Origin of the sequence: Streptococcus sp. LQJ-218 (assembly GCF_003428885.1) — a bacterium.
Classification (GTDB): domain Bacteria; phylum Bacillota; class Bacilli; order Lactobacillales; family Streptococcaceae; genus Streptococcus.
This window is the reverse complement of record NZ_QQRU01000008.1, coordinates 26,357-46,172: the sequence shown is the minus strand read 5'-3', so window position 1 is coordinate 46,172 and position 19,816 is coordinate 26,357. Positions and strand designations below refer to the sequence as shown.

Annotated in this window: 16 protein-coding genes; all 16 read right to left on the bottom strand. The window is 40.9% G+C overall.

Translation table 11 applies throughout. From position 1 onward, the window contains the following. Positions 1 to 31 precede the first annotated feature (31 nt). The 16 genes from purB to D2908_RS07800 all read right to left on the bottom strand — a co-directional run bounded on the left by purB (position 32) and on the right by D2908_RS07800 (position 19,811). Positions 32 to 1,330: an adenylosuccinate lyase gene (gene purB, locus D2908_RS07870; RefSeq protein ID WP_117306147.1), complete on the bottom strand. Its 1,299-nt coding sequence runs from the start codon at positions 1,328 to 1,330 to the stop codon at positions 32 to 34. Between the two features lie 11 nt (positions 1,331 to 1,341). Further along, positions 1,342 to 2,208, bottom strand: a complete 867-nt coding sequence (locus D2908_RS07865) for a hypothetical protein (RefSeq protein ID WP_223336345.1) — start codon at positions 2,206 to 2,208, stop codon at positions 1,342 to 1,344. 145 nt (positions 2,209 to 2,353) lie between these two features. Further along, entirely contained in the window at positions 2,354 to 2,593 is a 240-nt protein-coding gene (locus D2908_RS10285; RefSeq protein ID WP_006149148.1) for a DUF6261 family protein, read from the bottom strand. Between the two features lie 42 nt (positions 2,594 to 2,635). Further along, positions 2,636 to 2,803 (bottom strand): hypothetical protein, encoded by a 168-nt coding sequence (locus D2908_RS09960; RefSeq protein WP_165847474.1) that lies wholly within the window; start codon positions 2,801 to 2,803, stop codon positions 2,636 to 2,638. A 169-nt stretch (positions 2,804 to 2,972) separates the two neighbouring features. Continuing rightward, on the bottom strand, positions 2,973 to 3,650 hold the full coding sequence (locus D2908_RS07855; protein ID WP_117306145.1) for a hypothetical protein: 678 nt from the start codon (positions 3,648 to 3,650) through the stop codon (positions 2,973 to 2,975). A 9-nt stretch (positions 3,651 to 3,659) separates the two neighbouring features. Continuing rightward, positions 3,660 to 4,751 (bottom strand): 5-(carboxyamino)imidazole ribonucleotide synthase, encoded by a 1,092-nt coding sequence (gene purK, locus D2908_RS07850; RefSeq protein WP_117306143.1) that lies wholly within the window; start codon positions 4,749 to 4,751, stop codon positions 3,660 to 3,662. Continuing rightward, a complete protein-coding gene (gene purE / locus D2908_RS07845) occupies positions 4,738 to 5,229 on the bottom strand; it encodes a 5-(carboxyamino)imidazole ribonucleotide mutase (protein ID WP_049509947.1) in 492 nt (163 codons plus the stop codon). Before purE ends, purK begins: the two co-directional genes overlap by 14 nt. Before the next feature lie 190 nt (positions 5,230 to 5,419). Further along, a complete protein-coding gene (gene purD / locus D2908_RS07840) occupies positions 5,420 to 6,682 on the bottom strand; it encodes a phosphoribosylamine--glycine ligase (RefSeq protein WP_117306141.1) in 1,263 nt (420 codons plus the stop codon). A 185-nt stretch (positions 6,683 to 6,867) separates the two neighbouring features. Then, on the bottom strand, positions 6,868 to 7,845 hold the full coding sequence (locus tag D2908_RS07835) for a DUF4435 domain-containing protein (protein ID WP_165847473.1): 978 nt from the start codon (positions 7,843 to 7,845) through the stop codon (positions 6,868 to 6,870). A 16-nt stretch (positions 7,846 to 7,861) separates the two neighbouring features. Next, positions 7,862 to 9,334 (bottom strand): AAA family ATPase, encoded by a 1,473-nt coding sequence (locus D2908_RS07830; protein WP_117306139.1) that lies wholly within the window; start codon positions 9,332 to 9,334, stop codon positions 7,862 to 7,864. 116 nt (positions 9,335 to 9,450) lie between these two features. Continuing rightward, positions 9,451 to 10,998, bottom strand: coding sequence for a bifunctional phosphoribosylaminoimidazolecarboxamide formyltransferase/IMP cyclohydrolase (purH, locus tag D2908_RS07825; protein WP_117306137.1), 1,548 nt, complete (start codon positions 10,996 to 10,998; stop codon positions 9,451 to 9,453). A gap of 21 nt (positions 10,999 to 11,019) precedes the next feature. Beyond that, on the bottom strand, positions 11,020 to 12,837 hold the full coding sequence (locus D2908_RS07820; RefSeq protein ID WP_117306135.1) for a DUF262 domain-containing protein: 1,818 nt from the start codon (positions 12,835 to 12,837) through the stop codon (positions 11,020 to 11,022). A gap of 2 nt (positions 12,838 to 12,839) precedes the next feature. Beyond that, on the bottom strand, positions 12,840 to 13,394 hold the full coding sequence (gene purN / locus D2908_RS07815; protein ID WP_117306133.1) for a phosphoribosylglycinamide formyltransferase: 555 nt from the start codon (positions 13,392 to 13,394) through the stop codon (positions 12,840 to 12,842). Next, a complete protein-coding gene (gene purM, locus D2908_RS07810) occupies positions 13,391 to 14,413 on the bottom strand; it encodes a phosphoribosylformylglycinamidine cyclo-ligase (protein ID WP_117306132.1) in 1,023 nt (340 codons plus the stop codon). Before purM ends, purN begins: the two co-directional genes overlap by 4 nt. A gap of 217 nt (positions 14,414 to 14,630) precedes the next feature. After that, entirely contained in the window at positions 14,631 to 16,073 is a 1,443-nt protein-coding gene (gene purF, locus D2908_RS07805) for an amidophosphoribosyltransferase (protein WP_117306130.1), read from the bottom strand. Between the two features lie 12 nt (positions 16,074 to 16,085). After that, a complete protein-coding gene (locus tag D2908_RS07800) occupies positions 16,086 to 19,811 on the bottom strand; it encodes a phosphoribosylformylglycinamidine synthase (protein ID WP_117306128.1) in 3,726 nt (1,241 codons plus the stop codon). Positions 19,812 to 19,816 lie beyond the last annotated feature (5 nt).

Genomic DNA, 19,816 nt, shown 5'->3' with positions numbered 1-19,816 from the left:
CGAGATTGAAGCTCGCTGTTTATTTTTTTAATTAATCACCTAGTCCAAGACGTTCAAAGATGTCATCCACCCGTTTAGTGTAATAAAGAGGGTTGAAGATTTCATCGATTTCCTCTTGTGTCAGGCGTGATGTTACTTCTGGGTCTGCCTCAAGAAGTGGTTTAAAGTCTACTTGGTTGTCCCAAGAGTAGGCTGTTTTTGGTTGTACCAGGTCATAAGCTTGCTCACGGGTCATGCCTTTTTCAATCAATGTCAACATAGCGCGTTGACTGAAAATCAAACCAAATGTCGAGTTCATGTTGCGAATCATGTTTTCTGGGAAGACTGTCAAGTTCTTAACAATGTTTCCGAAACGGTTGAGCATATAGTCAATCAAAATAGTCGTATCTGGTGTGATGATACGCTCAGCTGATGAATGGGAAATGTCTCGTTCATGCCAGAGAGCAATATTCTCATAGGCCGTAATCATGTGACCACGGATAACACGCGCCAAACCAGTCATATTTTCAGAACCGATAGGGTTACGTTTATGAGGCATTGCTGAAGAGCCTTTTTGACCTTTGGCAAAGAACTCTTCCACTTCACGTTGTTCTGATTTTTGAAGACCGCGAATCTCCGTTGCCATACGTTCGATAGAAGTTGCGATGCTGGCAATAACCGCAAAGTACTCAGCGTGAAGATCACGAGGAAGCACCTGTGTAGAGATTTCTTGAGCACGGATGCCCAATTTGTCGCAGACATATTTTTCAACGAATGGTGGGATGTTGGCAAAGTTACCAACCGCACCAGAAATCTTACCAGCTTCCACACCAGCAGCCGCATGCTCGAAACGCTCGATGTTGCGCTTCATTTCGCTGTACCAAGTCGCCAATTTAAGACCAAAAGTTGTAGGCTCCGCATGCACACCGTGGGTACGACCCATCATAATGGTAAACTTGTGTTCCTTAGCCTTATCAGCGATGATGTTGGTGAAGTTTTCAAGGTCACGACGGATGATGTCGTTGGCCTGCTTGTAAAGGTAACCATAGGCCGTATCCACCACGTCGGTAGAAGTCAAACCATAGTGGACCCACTTGCGCTCTTCACCAAGAGTCTCAGAAACCGCACGCGTGAAAGCCACCACGTCGTGGCGCGTCTCCTGCTCAATCTCTAAAATACGATCGATGTCAAAGTCCGCCTTTTCGCGAATCAAAGCCACATCTTCCTTAGGGATTTCCCCCAACTCAGCCCATGCCTCATCAGCCAAGATTTCCACCTCAAGCCAAGCACGGTATTTATTTTCTTCACTCCAAATATTCGCCATCTCAGGGCGAGAGTAACGGTTGATCATTTTTTTCTCCTTTAAAGCATTTCTTTCATCTTGAACAGGTTAGAATGAAAATTTTCAATTCTTTTTTCAAGTGCTTCAACAGTTTTTTCTTTACTATCGTTATAATAAATAGATAGTAATTGACTATCTTCCTTACTGATATCTTTCCGATTCTCATCAGGTAGACTATTTAATTTTTCTGATGCCATCGCAATCATGTCTACAATTCTAATTGAAGCATTAAAACCAATAGCAAAAATATTTTTCTTTTCTAAATCTTTCTCTTGAGATACCAAAAAATTATATGAAATAAATAGTAATTTTGAATAATCTTCAAAAAAGTATCTTGCGTTTCCAAACTCTCTTCTAATTTTTAGCGGAACTTCCTCAAGCTCTATTTCCCTCCACTTTTCTAGCAATTCTCCCATAGCATAATGTCTAGCAACGACATTCATTGTGTTTTGAACCCTTGAGTCACTCTGAATATATTCCTCAATACGATCAATATTTTCATATAAAAATTCTAATCCCTTCGGTAATCTTATTCGTCTTAACTCAAGCGCTGTTTTTTCTAGAGATTCCCCCATCTTTTCTTGTTTTGTATTCTGTGCATCTAAAATGTTTGTAATTTCTACAAAAGTTTCTTGCATTTGTTTCTGATTTTCTTCTTGTTTATCTAAACGTTGCTCTTGCAAAATCAGATCGTCTTTCCTTTCCAAACTCTCGACATGAAAAAGAAATAATGATATTAATACAGGAATCAACATACACAGTAATTGGATAAGGTAATCACCTGGTTTAGTTTCAAAGTTATTAACAATGCTATTCCAATAAGAACAGCTCAATATTATTAATAAAAGTGTAATTACGGCTGTAATTAAGTAAATTACTTTTTTCAAACTTCCTCCTCAACTCTCACCCTCTGGTTTTGTAACTTTCTTCTTCCCACTAGCCCTATATCTCTTCCTGATGGTGTTGAGTTGGGCTTTGAGATTTTGGTAGTCTTAGTGTTCGGGTTGGCCGTGGGATAGGACGGCGACTAGGTCAATGATGTAGTCGTAAGCGGCTTGCAGGGTTTGTTTTTGTTGCTTGCTTTGGCCAATCTTGTATTGGCTTGCTCGCTGAGGCGGGCTTTATAAACCGCAACGAATTTGCTTTGCGCAGCTTGGTGTAGGCTGCCTCCACCGCCTGTCCGTCAACATGAGCGTAGGCTTTTACAAAATTGACCAGCGTTTGGTAGGCATTGTCACGCTTTTGGTCGACCTCGTCCAAGTCCTTGACCACAGCCGATGCTGCTTTGCCCTTTGGCGCGCTCTGATAATTAGCCTAAGCCGTTTCCAGACGGCTAGCGTGAGTCGTGAGCAAGTACTCCTGCTTGTGCTCCTTGGCAAAAGTTATCAAAGCTGAAACCGTGTCAGCTGTCAACTGCGAAAACTCATCGGTTTTCAACTTCTCTGTCGCCAGAGATTCAATCCCATAAGTTTTCAAATTCATCTATCGTCTCCTTTTTTTAAAAATATTATTTTCATAAATGATATGGGAGAAAATCCCAAAGGTTTCCCGCAAACAGAAACACATCGTCGGGAAGTTTCAGCGGTCTGATTCTGACGGGGAGGGAATGGGGAGGAGGAAGCAATTGATCACCTTTCATATCGTCTACTTATCAAAATCCCGAAATAAAATGATCTAAACTGTGCGCAAGCTTCTTCCAAAATCCACCTATGATTATGTCATCTTCATCAATGTAAAGGCTGCTTTTTAAAATAGTATTTACAAATCGCATATCGTAAGTAAAGGCTTGAACAGCAAGATAATAACCTAGTAATCCTAAAATTATCAGAAACATCAACAATGCTAAAAAAACAACCAAGTCATTTTGCAAACCAGCATTTTCATCAATTAACAGTTTTGAAAGTTCTTCTTTAGGAATAGAATCTTTAAAAAAATTAAGATAGGTTGTAGTCACAAATATTGAAATAGTTGCTAAAATACCACAACTCCAATTTGCAAAACTATTTATTTTTTTCAACGATAATTCTATATCAGAAATTAACATTTCCGTATGTTCGTCATTTAAAAAATATCCTTTTCTAAAAGCTATCGTTAAATTTTTAATATTAATTTTCTCAAAAAGAAAATTAAATCTATAAAGCACTCCCATAATTAATAATAAAGCAACAAGTCCCCCTGAGGAATCTGGATCTTGAGTTCTACCAATTAGAAAAAGCGCATATAAAATCCCATACAATAATACATACTTCATAACTTTTCCCGTAAGGGAGTCAACTAAACCTATCTGGCTTCTTAATAAGTTTTTGATCTCAAAATACTTTAATGGCATACCTCTCCTCTAAAAATCCATCCCTTCCCCAAACTCCTCAACCTTATCCGGCACATCACTAAACAAAGTCACATGTCCCATTTTGCGATTGTGCTTCGCTTCTATTTTACCATACAAGTGGAGGTGGGCGCTTGGATTTTCTGTGACATATTTTTCAGCAGTTTCGACATGCTGGCCGAGGACATTGAGCATGACTGCTGGTGCATGTAGTTTGATAGCTGGTAATGGTGCCCCCAGAACACCCAGAATATGGGCATCAAACTGGGAGAAGTCGCAAGCTTCAATAGAGTAGTGCCCAGAGTTGTGTGGTCGTGGGGCAATCTCGTTGACAATGATATCATCAGCTGTCGCAAACATTTCCACACAAAGGGTTCCAGACAGGTTCAACTGTTCAGCGATTCGCACTGCCATCGCTTTGGCTTTTTCAGCTAGACTTTCTGAAATGCGGGCTGGCACAATGGTTTTAGACAGGATATTGTTGCGGTGGATATTTTCCTGAACTGGGAAAACTGTCACTTCCTTGCCGTTGCCTGACACGATGACAGAAATTTCAAGGTCGAAGTTGACAAATTCTTCCAAAACACAGTCGGCTGAATCGGCTAGCGCATAGGCTTCTTCCAAATCTTCTGCTGAACGAATGACCTTTTGTCCATGCCCATCGTAACCACCTGTCGCCGTCTTGAGGACATAGTTTTTCGACAGATCAATATCTGCCAAGTCTTGGCTAGAAGTCACGACTTTGTAGGGTGCTACAGTGACTTGAGCTTTGTTTGAGAGAAAATCCTTTTCAAAGATCCGATTTTGAGAAATACGAAGTAGGTCTGTCCCTTGAGGGAGTTGCCCCTCCTTGATAACAGCATCCAAACCGTCAGCATCAACATTCTCAAACTCATAAGTCAGAACATCGCAACGTTCCGCCAACTGACGCAGAGCATCCACGTCATTATAAGGCGCCACGATGATTTCCGCCACACGAGAAGCTGGGCAATCCGCCGCAGGATCTAGCGCGATAACCTTATGGCCCATGTAGATAGACGAAATGGCCATCATCTGACCCAGCTGACCGCCACCGATAATTCCAATTGTTTTAGATGAGCTCATTTGTCGACTCCTCTGCGATTTTTCCTTGCTCTTCTGCGAAATCAGCTAAGGCTGTCGCGATAGCCTGATCCTCTACTGAGAGAAGACGGAGAGCGAAGAGGGCTGCGTTGGTCGCACCTGCTTCACCGATAGCCATGGTCGCAACAGGTACTCCACCTGGCATCTGAACGATGGAATAAAGTGAATCCACGCCGCTAAGAGCACGAGATTTGACAGGCACACCAATGACTGGAAGGGTAGTTTTAGCTGCTACCATCCCTGGCAAGTGCGCTGCGCCACCCGCACCAGCGATGATGACCTTGATTCCACGACTCCGTGCTTCTTCCGCATGTTTGAACATGAGGTCAGGTGTACGGTGTGCGGAAACAACTTTCTTTTCGTAAGCAACACCGAAGCGATCGAGAACTTCTGCTGTTTTTTGCATGGTTGCCCAGTCGGATTTTGAGCCCATGATAATGGAAATAATTGGTTTAGTCATAATTTTTCCTTTTCCTTCTTTTTTGATAATGGTCTTAGGTGGTGGGTACGGAAGCAAACCTTCGGTTTCATTCCTAAAATTTGAGCCTAAGTCTCAAATTTTCTCTAGACCGGAACATTCACTGTTCTGGTCTTTTCACCACGGCGACCATTATCGTATTTGGCGACTTCGTCGCGTTATTCTTATATCTTTACTTAATGGCCTTGCTTCCGATATCTGTTCGGTAGAAGAGACCTTCTGTGTTTTGTTGAGAGAGTTCTTGATAGATGGTTTCTTGGGCTTCTTTGACGGTATCGGCTGTGGTGACGAGCATATAGACACGTCCGCCGTTTGATAGCAGTGCTCTGCTATTTTCCGAAAACTTAGCTCCGGCATAGTAGGTGATGATGTCACCTTCTGTCTTGGCTGGCAACTCAATACCTTTTTCATAGTCTAGCGGGTACCCATTGGATGCGACAACTACGCCAAGTGTCACACCCTTGTCCGTCCATGTGATGTTTGGCTCCTTACCATCGAGGATATCCGTAATATTTTGGGCGAAATCAGATGTCAAACGAGGTAGGATAATCTGAGTTTCAGGATCTCCGAAACGAGCGTTGAACTCGATCACTTTGGGTCCATCAGCTGTCAAGATAAGACCAGCGTAAAGGACACCAAGATAAGGACGAACTTCTTTGATCATGCCTTCGAGGACTGGCTTGACAATGGTGTCAACCGCTGTGTCAACCACGCTCTGTGGCAAGTGAGGAACTGGCGCATAGGCCCCCATACCGCCTGTGTTAGGCCCCTTGTCACCATCATAGGCACGTTTGTGGTCCTGAGCTGTTGGCATAATGTAGAACTTGTCCTCATTGACAAAGGCAAAGAGAGAGAACTCCTCACCGTCGAGGAATTCCTCGATAACCACACGCGCACCTGAGTCACCGAATTTATTGTCCAAAAGCATCTCATAAGCTGCTTCGACCGCTTGCTCAACTGTCTCAGCAACGACGACACCCTTCCCAAGCGCCAAGCCATCCGCCTTGACTACGATAGGCGCACCCTGCTTTTCGATATAGGCCTTGGCTTCCTCAAAGTCTGAGAATGTGCCATAGACTGCTGTCGGAACGCCGTATTTGACCATGATTTCCTTAGCAAAATCCTTGGACCACTCCAGCTCCGCTGCCAATCTTGTCGGACCAAAGGCCTTGAGACCAGCTGCATGGAAATCATCCACGATACCAGCCGCAAGGGCATCATCTGGCCCGATAAAGGCCCAAGCAATATCGTTGGCTTTTGCAAAGTCGATTAGCTTAGAATGTTCGGAAATAGAGATATCTACCAATTCCAGACTATCCAGAGTCATCCCATCATTCCCAGGAGCTACAAAGACTTTTTCAACGTCTTTTGACTCAAGCAACTTTTTAGCAATCGCATGTTCACGACCACCCGAACCGACAACTAACAGCTTCATTCCTCAACCTCTTTTGCGAATTATTTACTAACATTATATCATAAACGTTCGTTTTAATCTTGTTTCACTTAGCATTTTAAGCTAAAAAAAGGAAAGAAACTGTTTTCTTTCCTTTACATTCTTAATGTCTAAAAATTTACTCAAAGTTTCAACTAATCTTATATAATTTCCACATATAATAAAGACTAGTTGAATGTCAAACAACATTTTCTTTTCAAGTAGTCATTCAAGCACTCAGGCGTGTCTGCACAATTAGTAAACACTGTCATTATAGCTCTATCATCAATAAAAAATTGTCTTTTCAGAATACCTCCATTTTTATTCTCTACGGATAATATAAACTCTTTTAAAAACCATAACAACTGTTTCCCTCTAGAATAATCCTCTATGTGAACACGGTATTCCTCTATATCATTTTCGAAAGTGTAGTGTATGTGTTCTCGTCTATCTCTAAAAATAGATAACTCCGAGACATAATCTCTGCCATTCTTTTCACTACCTTTTTTAATTTTCTCACTTAGCATTTTCTCATACATACTTTCAAAAAAATTAAAACTTATATCTTTCACTGATAATTCTAACTTTTCATGCTTGATTTTAACTATATTATCTGCATTATTTTTTAACCCCAACAAATCAAAGTCTATTTTGACCTCATTTAATTGGCAACAAATTGCCCATAGATTCATATTCGTCAGATGTTGAATAAATTCTTTATATCTTTTGTTAAAATAATCTAATACTATGCTAAATTCTTGATCATCTTCATTTATCCCATAATGTGTTTTCAGTATTCTCTCGATTGCAGTTTGGCTTACGTAAAAGTTTTCAACTGCGTATTTTGGAGTCATATATACATCCGAATCTAGTCGGCGTTTTTCATAGTCTTTATCTATAAAAAATAATTTATTCTTTAATTTATAACCCTCCTCATGAGTAAATTTATCGACTAATTCCAACACCTTACTCTTACCACCAACCCCATATGCGTTATAATTTTTAGTAAAATTTTGTATTCGGCAATCATAATACTGCCTATCTTTTCCTTCATAAAATACAAAATATCTATTGGGGTTAGCCTTAGCATCTCTCGTATACCTTTCCCAAATAACTGAGGATTCTGTCAAACTTTCTAGGTGATTTTCTATTGTTACTGATTTCAAATTATATCCCCCTTATTTAAAAAGGCATTTCATCATCATTGTCATCATCTAAAAAGATAAATGAAAATTTATTATCACTATTTTGTAAAGTTTCTTTAATACAATTATCAATCTGTTCTGCATAAGGTAAAAGATTGGTATATATAAATGGAGAATGAGTTACTGTTAATAAAAATCTACACTTATTTGCTTGAGAAATGTCATAAATAAATTCCTCCTGCCAAGGAACAGATAAAGACAACTCAGGTTCATCAAATAAAATAATAAGTTCTTTCTCATCTTCTAAAAATATTTTAGAAAAAGTGGAAATTAGTTGCTTTTCTCCTGAGGAAAGATTACTTAAATCAATAATATCTTCAACTATTTCTCCATACTGACTATTCTTAAAAATAGTTTCCCCATTACTATCAATCCTCTTGATATCTAACCTTAACGACTGTGGATTATAATAAAATTTTTTCCTAAACAAATATTTATTTACTCTTTTATTAAAATCATTAATTCTACTATCAATATCTGCCAAAGTTCTATAATTTTCAAGAATACTTGAAACAAGATAGTCCAAATACTTATCTTCATGCAAGACACCTTGATGTATCTTACTTAAAATTATAGATTTAGTTTCATCAGTTATTTTATCACCTAATCTAGATAGAGCGATATCTATTTCTTCAGGATCAAAATTCTCACCAGAAATTTTAATACTTTCCCCATTAGAAAAAGTATTTAATAAACCACTAGTCATATTATTGTAACTTTCGTTGGTTTCCTTACTAATCTTATTTAATAGTTCTTTTATCCTCTGCTCAACATCTTCCATACCAAAATGGATTAATTCTCCACTAAATTTACTATTTAATATCTCTTCTCCAGGAGCAACATTTTTAGGACCTATATTTAATTTACGTAAATCTTCCTCAATTCTTCTATAAGTTGGGAAATATAAAATTTTATATTTATTTTTTATATTCTCTATCTCATTGATTACTTTTACATATCCTTCCGGATTAATTCTATAAAGAACCTCATTAATTGCTTGTGAAGCTAGAGGGAAAGGATATTTTCTAAATAATTCATATTTTCTGTACAATTCTCTAACATTTATATCAAAATCTGAATCCTTTGATTTACATAATTCCAATAACTCTCCCATCAAATTTTCATCATGTTTTATTCCAGTGAATAAATCATCAACTACAAATCTCGGAACCTGTCTTCTATGGTTCCTCTTATCTATATTAATTTGTCTAATATCTTCTTTAGTAATCTTTAAAAGCTCTCTACTCTCTAATTTAATCTCAATGCTTTCAAAAATAAAACTCAATAATTTTTCATAATTTAAATCGAGCAAATAATAAAGTATTGCAAGAATAGTCGTCTTACCAATACCATTTTCTCCAATGTAAATAGTCTTATCATTCTTAAAATTCAACTCAACATCATAATAATTATGAAGATTATTAATTTTAAATTTCTCAATTAAAGGCATGCATATACTCCTTGATAGTTTTATTTATTACAATTATACCAAAAAGCAAGCCTTACGGCTTACTTTTTACAAATGTTATTATAATCAATTTTTGTTTATATTGAAACTTTGTCTTCTTAATGTCTAAAATGTCTAACGCCTGTAAAGACCATGGTCAAGCCGTATTTATCAGCCGCTTCGATTGACTCTTCGTCACGGACAGAGCCCCCTGGCTGGATAATGGCCTTGATACCTGCTTTAGCGATTTCTTCCACGTTATCTGCAAATGGGAAGAAGGCATCCGAAGCAAGAACAGCGCCGTCAAGGCGGTCTTTAGCTTGCTCAATGGCAATACGGACGGAAGCCACACGATTGGTTTGACCAGGGCCAACGCCAAGTGTCATGTGGTCATTAGTCACGATGATTCCATTTGATTTGACATACTTGATAGCCTTCCAAGCGAACTCAAGAGCTGTCGCTTCTGTCTCAGTTGGTTGACGTTTAGTCACCACTTGCCAGTCAGCTGGACTTTCCTTGACCACGTCTTGGTTTTGCACAAGAAGTCCACCAACCACGCCTGTGTATTCTGCTTCCACTTCACTGGCCTCTTGAGCATCAAATGGCAAGGCAAGGATACGCAAGTTTTTCTTTTTATTGGTCAAAATAGCTAGCGCCTCATCCGTATAGCTTGGTGCGATGATGATTTCAAGGAAAACGCCGTGCATCTTCTCAGCTGTCGCAGCATCCACCTCACGGTTAAGAACAACGATACCACCAAAAATAGACACTGGGTCGGACTCATAGGCATAGTCCCAAGCAGTCTCGATGTCATCTGCCTGACCAATTCCACATGGGTTCATGTGTTTGAGTGCCACAACGGTTGGACGATCTTTGAAATCACGGATGATACGAATGGCCGCATCCGCATCGCGGATATTGTTAAAAGATAATTCCTTCCCGTTGAGCTGTTTGGCTGAAGCGATGGAGTAATCTGTCGGCAAGGCTTTTTGGTAGAAGTCTGCATCCTGCTGAGGATTTTCTCCATAGCGCATGGCTTGCTTGAGGTCATAGGTTAAAGTGAGTTTTTCAGGTTTGCTTTCGCCCACTTGAGCTGTGAAGTATTCTGCGATCAAGGCATCATAAGCTGCTGTGTGACGGAAAACCTTGGCTGCCAACCGTTGGCGAGTTTCATAACTTGTTTCGCCGTTTGCTGACAATTCGTCAAGAACAACAGCATAGTCAGCAGGATCTACAACAACTGTTACGCTAGCGTGGTTTTTAGCTGCTGAACGAAGCATTGATGGCCCACCGATATCGATGTTTTCAACGGCATCCGCATAAGTCACATCTGGTTTAAGAATGGTTTCCTTGAATGGGTAAAGGTTGACCACAACAAGGTCAATGAGCTCAATCTTGTTGTCTTTAGCCGCTTCCAAGTGGCTATCCAAGTCACGACGAGCGAGGAGACCGCCATGGATATTTGGGTGGAGGGTCTTGACACGACCATCCATCATTTCTGGGAAACCAGTCACATCGTCAATGGCAATGGTATCAACACCAGCATTATCAAGGGCAACTTTGGTTCCACCTGTTGAGATGATGTCCCAACCAAGTTTTTTAAGTTCTTGGGCAAATTCAACAATGCCCGCTTTGTCTGAGACGCTGATTAAGACGCGTTTAGTCATTTTTTTCCTTTCATTCCCAGTTTATATATCTAAAAATTGTTGACGAACTTCATCTGAATCAACTTTTTGAAACATTTTTAAAAAATTTATATAATTATCTGTAGATTCTGTGGGAATTTCAATTTTAAATCGTCTTGTTTCCATATGTTCTTCAGAAATCTTATTCAATCCCCAACTTGATAATAAATTTATAAGTTCATCAGCAATGCGGATATCTCTTTCACGAATTTCATCAAGTTTCCAATCACTTTTTTCCTTGGATAAATCTTGTACCATGGTAATTGATGATTTTTGATAACTTTCTTTCTTCTTAGCAAAATATCCGTTACTAGCAATAATATTCAGCTTCTTCTCAAAAGGTATCTTATTACCAATATGTTCTATCAAATTCCTAACTTCTCTTTCTGAATTATCTGGAAAGAAACTATTTTGCCACTTTTGAGGTAAAATATGCTCTATTTCCCATTTTTCTGGCAATAATTCATCTTGTCTTTGATAAGCCAGTACCTTTAGAAGCATTCGAACCGTATTTCGGTGTGCATTCTTTACTTTTTCTTTGAATTCTTCTTCATCAACTAAAGAGAAATCAAATTTAGGTGTTTTAGATTGATAAACTGAAGCATTCAAATTTAAAATACTACGCTTGACTGCGTTTATTGTTGGAGTAACTACGTACCTTGCTGACAAAACTGCAAATAAATTTCTTAAAAAGTTCAAAAAATCTGACTCAAAATTTTCAGAGTTTTTGTAACGTAAATAATATATTACTACAGGATACTTCCAAAATTCATTCGGATAAGAGGATAGAGAATCCAGTACTTTAAGAATTTCTTTATTCTCTGACCAATTCTCGCCTTCCACAACTATCCTATTATTAATAACTGTCCATAAACTTACTAGTAAACGAAGATTCGTCAATAAGTCACTTTGATATAACTTTTCAAATTGATTCTGAGAATAGTATTTTCTAATACCCGGAGTTGTAGTATTTCTATCATTCTCTTTAGCTCTCAGATAAAACATATAGTAATAAAACAACTTTTGAATACTCTCATTTGCATTTGATGCGGATTCATCAATCAGTTTCCACTCTTCGATAAAATCCTTTTTCTGACTATTGTCTATATAGTTATATATCTTAGCCTTAAAAATATCTGCATCAGATAAAGCTAGTCCTCTATCATTTAGTGTAGAAAATATTGTCAGTGCAGTATCCTGTGAATCAGCAGTAATAGGAAGCAAAATGGCCCTATTTAAAACATTTTGAATAAACCAGTAAAACAATTCTGGTTCTTTACTTGCATAATCTTCAATTAACTCCACAAATAACTTATAGTTTTCAGAATAAGGGTCTTTTCTTCCTTTTTCTGTTTCTCCCGTAACTAATATATTTGTAAAAATATTATTTTCTTCTTCACCAACAACTCTTGAAACTATTAAAACTTTTTCAAAATCAACTTCTGCCGTAAGTTCATCTTGTTCCCACATTGCTGCTTCAATCTGTCGCATAAAATTCTTTGACTGAAGAGTTTCACTCATAGAACTCAGTTTAGAATATAGAGCTCTTAGAAGTAAAAATAAAGAAGTAATGCGTTGCTGCCCATCTATAATTTCTTGTTCGTTCTCATCATTCTCATATGCTACAATAGTGCCTAAAAAGTATGTACTGTCTTTTTCTTCACCACTGGTATACTCAACTAAGTCATCAAATAGAGTCTGAATCTGATCAGTTGTCCATGCATATGGTCTCTGATATTCTGGAATAGCGAATTTCTTATTTTTCCCCGATCCAAGCAATTCCTTTACAGTCTGTTTATTAACCTCTATAGTTGTTGCCATATTTAACACTTCCTCTCCACTCCCAAACGTTCCAACACTTCTGGATAGAGCTGATACTCCGCCTCATGAATACGAGTTTCAAAACTCTCTATGGTATCATCAGCCAGCCGTGGCACGCGCACTTGTTTGATAACCTTTCCTGTATCCACACCTGAATCCACCCAATGAATGGTCACACCAGACTGCTCAACACCTGCATTCCAAGCATCCTCAATGCCATGAGCTCCTGGAAATTCTGGCAGATAAGCTGGGTGAATATTGATGATACGACCTTCATAAGCCGCTAGCAAGGTTGGCCCAACGATTTTCATATAGCCTGCGAGACAAACCAAGTCAATCTGGTGCTCATCTAAGAGTTCGACCAGGGCTGCTTCGTAGTCTGCCTTGCTCTCAAATTCATTGAGTTCAAAAGCATAGGACAGAACGTCGAACTTGTCTGCACGCTCCAGTACATAGGCATCACGATGGTCTGAAAAGACAAACTCTACTGGAAATTGTTCCGCTATCACCTGAAAATTTGAGCCATTACCAGAGGCAAAAACCGCTATTTTTTTCATTTAATGATGACACTTTCGTTTTCTTTCTTGACGATACGACCAATTTCATAGACTGGTTCATTCAACAATTTCTTGACGCGAGGTACATTTTCAGGGCTAACTGCTAGCATAAGTCCCACACCCATATTGAAGATTTCAAACATTTCTTCGTGTTTGATCTGACCGTATTTTTCAAGGGCTTTGAAAATCGGAAGAACTGGAACCTTGCTTTCCTCAATCTCAGCAGCTAAGTCAGCTGCAAACATGCGAGGGACATTCTCGATAAAACCACCACCTGTAATGTGGGCAATGCCGTTGACCAACCCTTCCTTGATGAGGGGTAAGACAGCCTTGACATAGATACGAGTCGGCTTAAGAAGAACTTCCTTGAGTTGCTTGCCTTCCAATTCTGGTAAGACTTCCTCACCTGTATATTCGGCAAAGACACGACGAACCAGAGAGTAGCCATTTGAGTGAATTCCACTTGAAGCAAGTCCGAGAAGAAGATCTCCTTCTGCCACCTTTGAACCGTCAATGATTTGAGATTTTTCAGCCACACCGACCGCAAAACCAGCCAAGTCATAGTCATCTGCGCCGTACATGCCAGGCATTTCAGCCGTTTCCCCACCGATGAGGGCAGCGCCTGCCTGCATACAACCTTCTGCCACACCAGCGACAACTTGTTCTAGCTTAGCTGGTTCATTCTTCCCTGTCGCTACATAGTCAAGAAAATAGAGGGGCTCCGCACCTGCAGCGATGATATCGTTGACACACATAGCCACACAGTCCTGCCCAATCGTGTCATGCTTGTCATACTTGATAGCCAACATCAGCTTGGTTCCGACACCATCAGTTCCTGAAATCAAGACGGGTTCTTTAACCCCAGTCTTTGAAAGGTCAAACATACCACCAAAGCCACCAAGAGCTCCCATGACACCTGCACGCTCCGTACGAGCTACGTGCTTTTTAATCCGTTCAACAACTTCATAACCCGCTTCAACATCCACACCAGATTGAGCGTACGCATTTTTATTTGTCATTTTGTTTATTCCTTTTCTTTTTTTGAGAAAGATTGCGACGTATTTTTAGATAAATCATCATTTTATCTAAAAATACTAGTCAGGGCTCTAGCTTTGCCCCATAGGACAAAGCGTCTACTGACAAATGCTTTAGCTTTTAGTCAGTAGTGAGACGTGGAGCGTACGCATTTTTATTTGCCATTTTATTTTTCCTTTTCTTTAATGGAGGATCTATTGTCTATTTGTAAAAACTGGTCTTTTCTTCCAAACTTCTACGATAGTCTTCTTCATAGTCGTAGAGAGGTGTTGGGTAGTCACCGTCAAAGTAAGCGACACAGAGACCGCCATTTGGTGCATCCGTTTCAATCCCAATCGAATCAATCAAACCTTCAACAGAAAGGTAAGTCAGACTGTCCGCACCAATGATTTGGCGCGTTTCTTCAACCGTGTGATTAGCTGCAATCAGTTCCTGACGGGTCTGGATATCAATACCGTAAAAGCATGGATAAGCTAGCGCTGGACTTCCAATAGCAACGTGAACCTCAGTTGCACCCGCTTCTTTCAAGAGCTGAACGATCCGACGAGAGGTTGTTCCACGCACAATAGAGTCATCAATCATAACCACACGCTTGCCTTTTACAACGCCTGAAACAGCAGACAGTTTCATCCGCACCCCTTGCTCCCGCAATTCTTGAGTCGGTTGGATAAAGGTACGTTGGGTGTATTGGTTCTTGATAAGACCCATTTCATTTGGTAGCCCGGACTCTTCTGCAAATCCCATAGCTGCGCTGAGGGAAGAATTGGGTACACCAACTACGATATCCGCCTCATGCTTGAATTCACGCGCCAATTGGGCACCCATACGTTTCCGTGCCGTATGGACATTGACACCATGAATGTTAGAATCAGGGCGAGCAAAATAGATATACTCCATAGAACAGATTGCTAACTGAGTATCATCTGTATAGCTATCATACTGGATGCCCTTGTCATCAATAATCACAATCTCACCTGGCTTCAAATCACGAATCCACTCGGCACCAATGACCTCAAAAGCACAGGTTTCAGAGGAAACAACTACTGCTCCGTTGGCCATTTTTCCGATAGAAAGCGGACGGAAACCATTGGGGTCAAGAGTGGCAATCAACTTGTCTTCAAATAGCAAGATATAGGCAAAACCACCTTTGACAAGGCTGAGCGCTTCCTTGATTTTTCCCATTAAGTTCGGATTGTGACTGCGACGAATGAGATGAGCCAAGATTTCAGAGTCCGAAGTCGCGCTGAAAATCGCTCCTCTTTGTTCCAGTTCTTTCTTGAGAGAGGCTGCATTGGTCAAATTCCCATTATGAGCCAAGCCAAACTGCATATCGTGAAAACGGAAGAGGAAGGGCTGGATATTATCTACAGAAGCTTCGCCAGCAGTCGCGTAACGCACATGCCCAATCGCACCAGTTCCTGTCAATTTATCCAAATTAGCAGGATTTCTGAAGACTTCTGATAAAAGCCCCATGTCACGATGGCGCTTTAGTTTTCCTTGGTCATTGGAGAGGATTCCTGCCCCCTCCTGACCACGGTGCTGAAGACTATGGAGTCCAAAATAGGTCAATTTGGCAGCGTCTGGGTGACCCCAGATACCAAAAACACCACATTCTTCATTAAGAGATTTTACTTCGTATGTCATTTTATATACCTTTTATTTTCCTGTGAAATAACGCACAGCCGACGCGAACAGGTGCTGATCTTTATTTCCTGGGATGTTTTGGAAAAGACCGTCTTCATAACGTTCTGAATGTCCCATCTTCCCAATGATTTGACCATTCTTGCTGGTAATTCCTTCGATGGCATGGACAGAACCATTTGGATTGTACTTAGAATCCATGCTTGGTTTGCCTTCGAAATCAACGTATTGGCTGAAAATTTGACCATTGTCACGGAGCTCCGCAAATTCCTCAGCCGTCACGACAAACTTCCCTTCACCGTGCGAAACAGGAATAGCGTGGATATCGCCCACTTCTACTCCAGCCAACCATGGTGAATTAGTATTGGCAATACGAGTTTCCACCATCTTAGCCACGTGCTGGTTAGCATCATTGTAGAAAAGAGTTGGGCTGGTACTGCTGGCATCTTCAAAGTTTCCGTATGGAAGAAGACCTGATTTGACCAAAGCCTGGAATCCATTACAGATGCCGATAATTAAGCCACCACGGGCGATAAAGCTATCAATAGCTACACGCACTTTTTCGTTAAGCAAGATATTAACGATAAATTTAGCGGATCCATCTGGTTCATCGGCTGCTGAGAAGCCACCTGCAAAGAAGAGGATGTTAGCCTTGCCGATGTTGTCAACCATGGTTTCGACTGACTTGACAATAGCAACTTCATTCAAGGTCACAAATGGTACCAAGTTAACCTCTGCACCTTCTTTTTCAAAGGCTTTTGCTGAGTCATATTCTGAGTTGATTCCTGGGAAGACTGGGATATAGACCACTGGTTTTTCAACCTTTTCTTTGGCTTTAATCACAACAGCTGATGCCACAGCTGGTACTTCAGCAAGTTCTTTCGCTTGAGTAAATTCTGTTGGGTAAACTTCTTCCAGTTTTCCTTGGAAGGCACTGTCAAGCTTGTGTCCATCTAGCTTCACATCGTTGACAGTTAGTGTAAAGTCTGCTTTCGTTTGACCGATTTTCTCTACTCCAGCAATTTCTTCAGGAGATGTGAAGACAAATCCGCCTAATTGAGCTGTCAAGGCAGTCTCAAGATTTTCAAGGGTTACAGTGGCACCAATATGGTTACCAAATGTTGCAAGGGCAAGAGCTTCAACCACACCACCATATTTGACCGCTGATGCAGCTGTCACTTTGTGAGCCTTTCGAAGGGTTTCAAACTGAGTAAAGTTCTTCTTAATCAAATCGAAGTCGATATCAGCAGAAAGGGCTTGACCTGGGATGTAGTAGATATTTTCACCAGCAGTCTTGAACTCAGGGGAGAGCACCTTACGGCTATCTGCTGTTGTCACACCAAAGGCTACCAAGGTTGGCGGTACTGTCAATTCTTCAAAGGTACCTGACATAGAGTCCTTACCACCAATAGATGGCAAACCAAGTTGAATCTGAGCTTCGATTGATCCCAGAAGAGCTGCTACTGGCTGACCAAAACGCTCTGCTTGTTTATCCATACGCTCGAAATACTCTTGGTAAGAGAAACGAGCCTTAGACCAGTTGGCACCAGCAGCCACCAAACGAGCAGTTGCTTCAATAACCGCATAAGCAGCACCATGGTATGGAGACCATTCTGCCACATATGGATTGAAACCTTGGGCCATGACTGACGCAGTGTGAGTCACACCGTGTTGAACTGGTAATTTCTGCACAGATGCCTCAGTTGGTGTAAGTTGGTAGCGACCGCCAAGTGGGTGATTGACCGTTGAACGACCAACAGAACAGTCAAAGATAGTCTGTAATCCTTTTTGACTCGCATGATTGAGTTCAGATAGAACGGCAAGGGTATCTGCTTCAAGGGTTTCAGCAGATGTTTGACGTTCTTCTGGGAGTTTGACATCCTTGTCCACAACCTTGGCGTCAACGACCACACGCACACCATTGGTGTCAAGGAAACGACGCTCCAAGTCCACGATTGTCTCACCATTCCAGTGCATGACTAAATTTGATTTTTCAGTTACTGTCGCCACCACAACAGCATCAATATTCTCTTTGTGACATTGCGCAACGAAGGCATCTACGTCCTCAGGACGAACCACCACAGCCATCCGTTCTTGAGATTCAGAAATGGCAATTTCGGTACCATTCAATCCTTGATATTTAAGAGGAACCTTGTTGAGGTCGATTTCAAGACCATCTGCCAATTCACCGATGGCGACACAGACACCACCAGCTCCAAAGTCATTGGACTTCTTGATCAGACGCGTCACTTCCCCATTGCGGAAAAGGCGTTGAATCTTACGCTCTTCGATGGCATTCCCTTTTTGAACTTCAGCACCAGCTGTTTCAACAGATTCAACCGTTTGAACTTTAGAAGAACCTGTCGCACCACCGACACCATCACGTCCAGTCTTGCCTCCAAGAAGAATAATCATATCTCCCGCTTCCGGTTTTTCACGGACAACATTGCCCTTAGGAGCCGCTCCGACAACTGCACCTAGCTCCATGCGTTTAGCTACAAAGCCTGGGTGGAAGTATTCACGAACATAAGTTGTTGCCAGACCAATCTGGTTCCCATATGAAGAATAACCATGAGCCGCTGTTTTAGAAATAACCTGTTGTGGCAATTTCCCAGCACGCGTTTCAGCGATTGGTGCCGTAATATCACCAGCTCCTGAGATCCGCATGGCTTGGTAAACATATGAGCGACCTGACAATGGGTCACGAATGGCACCACCGATACAGGTAGCCGCACCACCAAATGGCTCAATCTCCGTTGGGTGGTTGTGAGTTTCGTTCTTAAACATGAGAAGCCATGGTTCTTTGACCCCATCAACATCCACCTCAATTTCAACAGAGCAGGCATTGATTTCATCAGACACTTCCATATCGTCCAAACGTCCATTAGCACGCTCATATCGACCGAAAATAGTGGCCATATCCATCAAGGTTTGAGGTTTCTCGGTACGTCCCAACTCATCACGCATGGCGATATATTTGTCATAGGTTGACTGTAATTGTTTTTGGAATTTAGAAGCTGAGAAGTCGATGTGCTTCAACTCAGTCTCGAAAGTTGTGTGACGACAGTGGTCAGACCAGTAAGTATCCAAAACCTTGAGTTCAGTTTCCGTTGGCACGCGCCCGATTGACTTGAAATAGTCTTGGATAAAGAGCAAATCATCCACTTCCATGGCCATCCCTTGCTCAGCCTTGTAGCGAGCAAAGTCTTCTGCTGTATAGCTTTCAAAGAAAGTCAATTTTGGAATGGTCTTGTCTGACTCTGAAAATTCCTGCTTGGCAATCCCTGTCGTGATGTCCTTGAAACGAGAATCGACTGGGTTGAGCAAGTAGTTCTTGACCGCCTCTAACTCAGTCGCATCAATGTCTTTATTAACCAAGTACAATTGTGCTGTATTAACTGTCACATCACTCGAACTTCCCAGCAAAAGCAAGGCTTCCTGTGAAGATGCTGCGCGTTGGTCAAATTGACCAGGCAAGCTTTCGATCGCAAAGAAAGCATAGTTAGCAAGATCTGCCCGCACAACCGCTTCATCCAAAACATGGTCTGTCACCTGCTCAGAGAAAATGTGTTTCTCTGCGGGTGCAAATAAGTCCTCTGCCAAGTCAAATACATCATAAACTTGCACAATACGAATACTTTTCAAGCTTGAAAGTCCCAAGTTATGCTGGAGTTCTCTAACCAAACTCTCTGACTTGACCTGAAAATCGGCCTTTTTCTCAACGAAAATACGTTTATCCATTTTAG

What these genes read in the sequence shown, in the direction of transcription:
- purK (WP_117306143.1), bottom strand. Translation starts at nt 4,751, where the DNA reads ATGAGCTCATCTAAAACAATTGGAATTATCGGTGGCGGTCAGCTGGGT.
- purN (WP_117306133.1), bottom strand. Translation starts at nt 13,394, where the DNA reads ATGAAAAAAATAGCGGTTTTTGCCTCTGGTAATGGCTCAAATTTTCAG.
- D2908_RS07830 (WP_117306139.1), bottom strand. Translation starts at nt 9,334, where the DNA reads ATGCCTTTAATTGAGAAATTTAAAATTAATAATCTTCATAATTATTAT.
- D2908_RS07855 (WP_117306145.1), bottom strand. Translation starts at nt 3,650, where the DNA reads ATGCCATTAAAGTATTTTGAGATCAAAAACTTATTAAGAAGCCAGATA.
- purB (WP_117306147.1), bottom strand. Translation starts at nt 1,330, where the DNA reads ATGATCAACCGTTACTCTCGCCCTGAGATGGCGAATATTTGGAGTGAA.
- D2908_RS09960 (WP_165847474.1), bottom strand. Translation starts at nt 2,803, where the DNA reads ATGAATTTGAAAACTTATGGGATTGAATCTCTGGCGACAGAGAAGTTG.
- purD (WP_117306141.1), bottom strand. Translation starts at nt 6,682, where the DNA reads ATGAAGCTGTTAGTTGTCGGTTCGGGTGGTCGTGAACATGCGATTGCT.
- D2908_RS07820 (WP_117306135.1), bottom strand. Translation starts at nt 12,837, where the DNA reads ATGGCAACAACTATAGAGGTTAATAAACAGACTGTAAAGGAATTGCTT.
- purM (WP_117306132.1), bottom strand. Translation starts at nt 14,413, where the DNA reads ATGACAAATAAAAATGCGTACGCTCAATCTGGTGTGGATGTTGAAGCG.
- purE (WP_049509947.1), bottom strand. Translation starts at nt 5,229, where the DNA reads ATGACTAAACCAATTATTTCCATTATCATGGGCTCAAAATCCGACTGG.
- purF (WP_117306130.1), bottom strand. Translation starts at nt 16,073, where the DNA reads ATGACATACGAAGTAAAATCTCTTAATGAAGAATGTGGTGTTTTTGGT.
- D2908_RS07800 (WP_117306128.1), bottom strand. Translation starts at nt 19,811, where the DNA reads ATGGATAAACGTATTTTCGTTGAGAAAAAGGCCGATTTTCAGGTCAAG.
- purH (WP_117306137.1), bottom strand. Translation starts at nt 10,998, where the DNA reads ATGACTAAACGCGTCTTAATCAGCGTCTCAGACAAAGCGGGCATTGTT.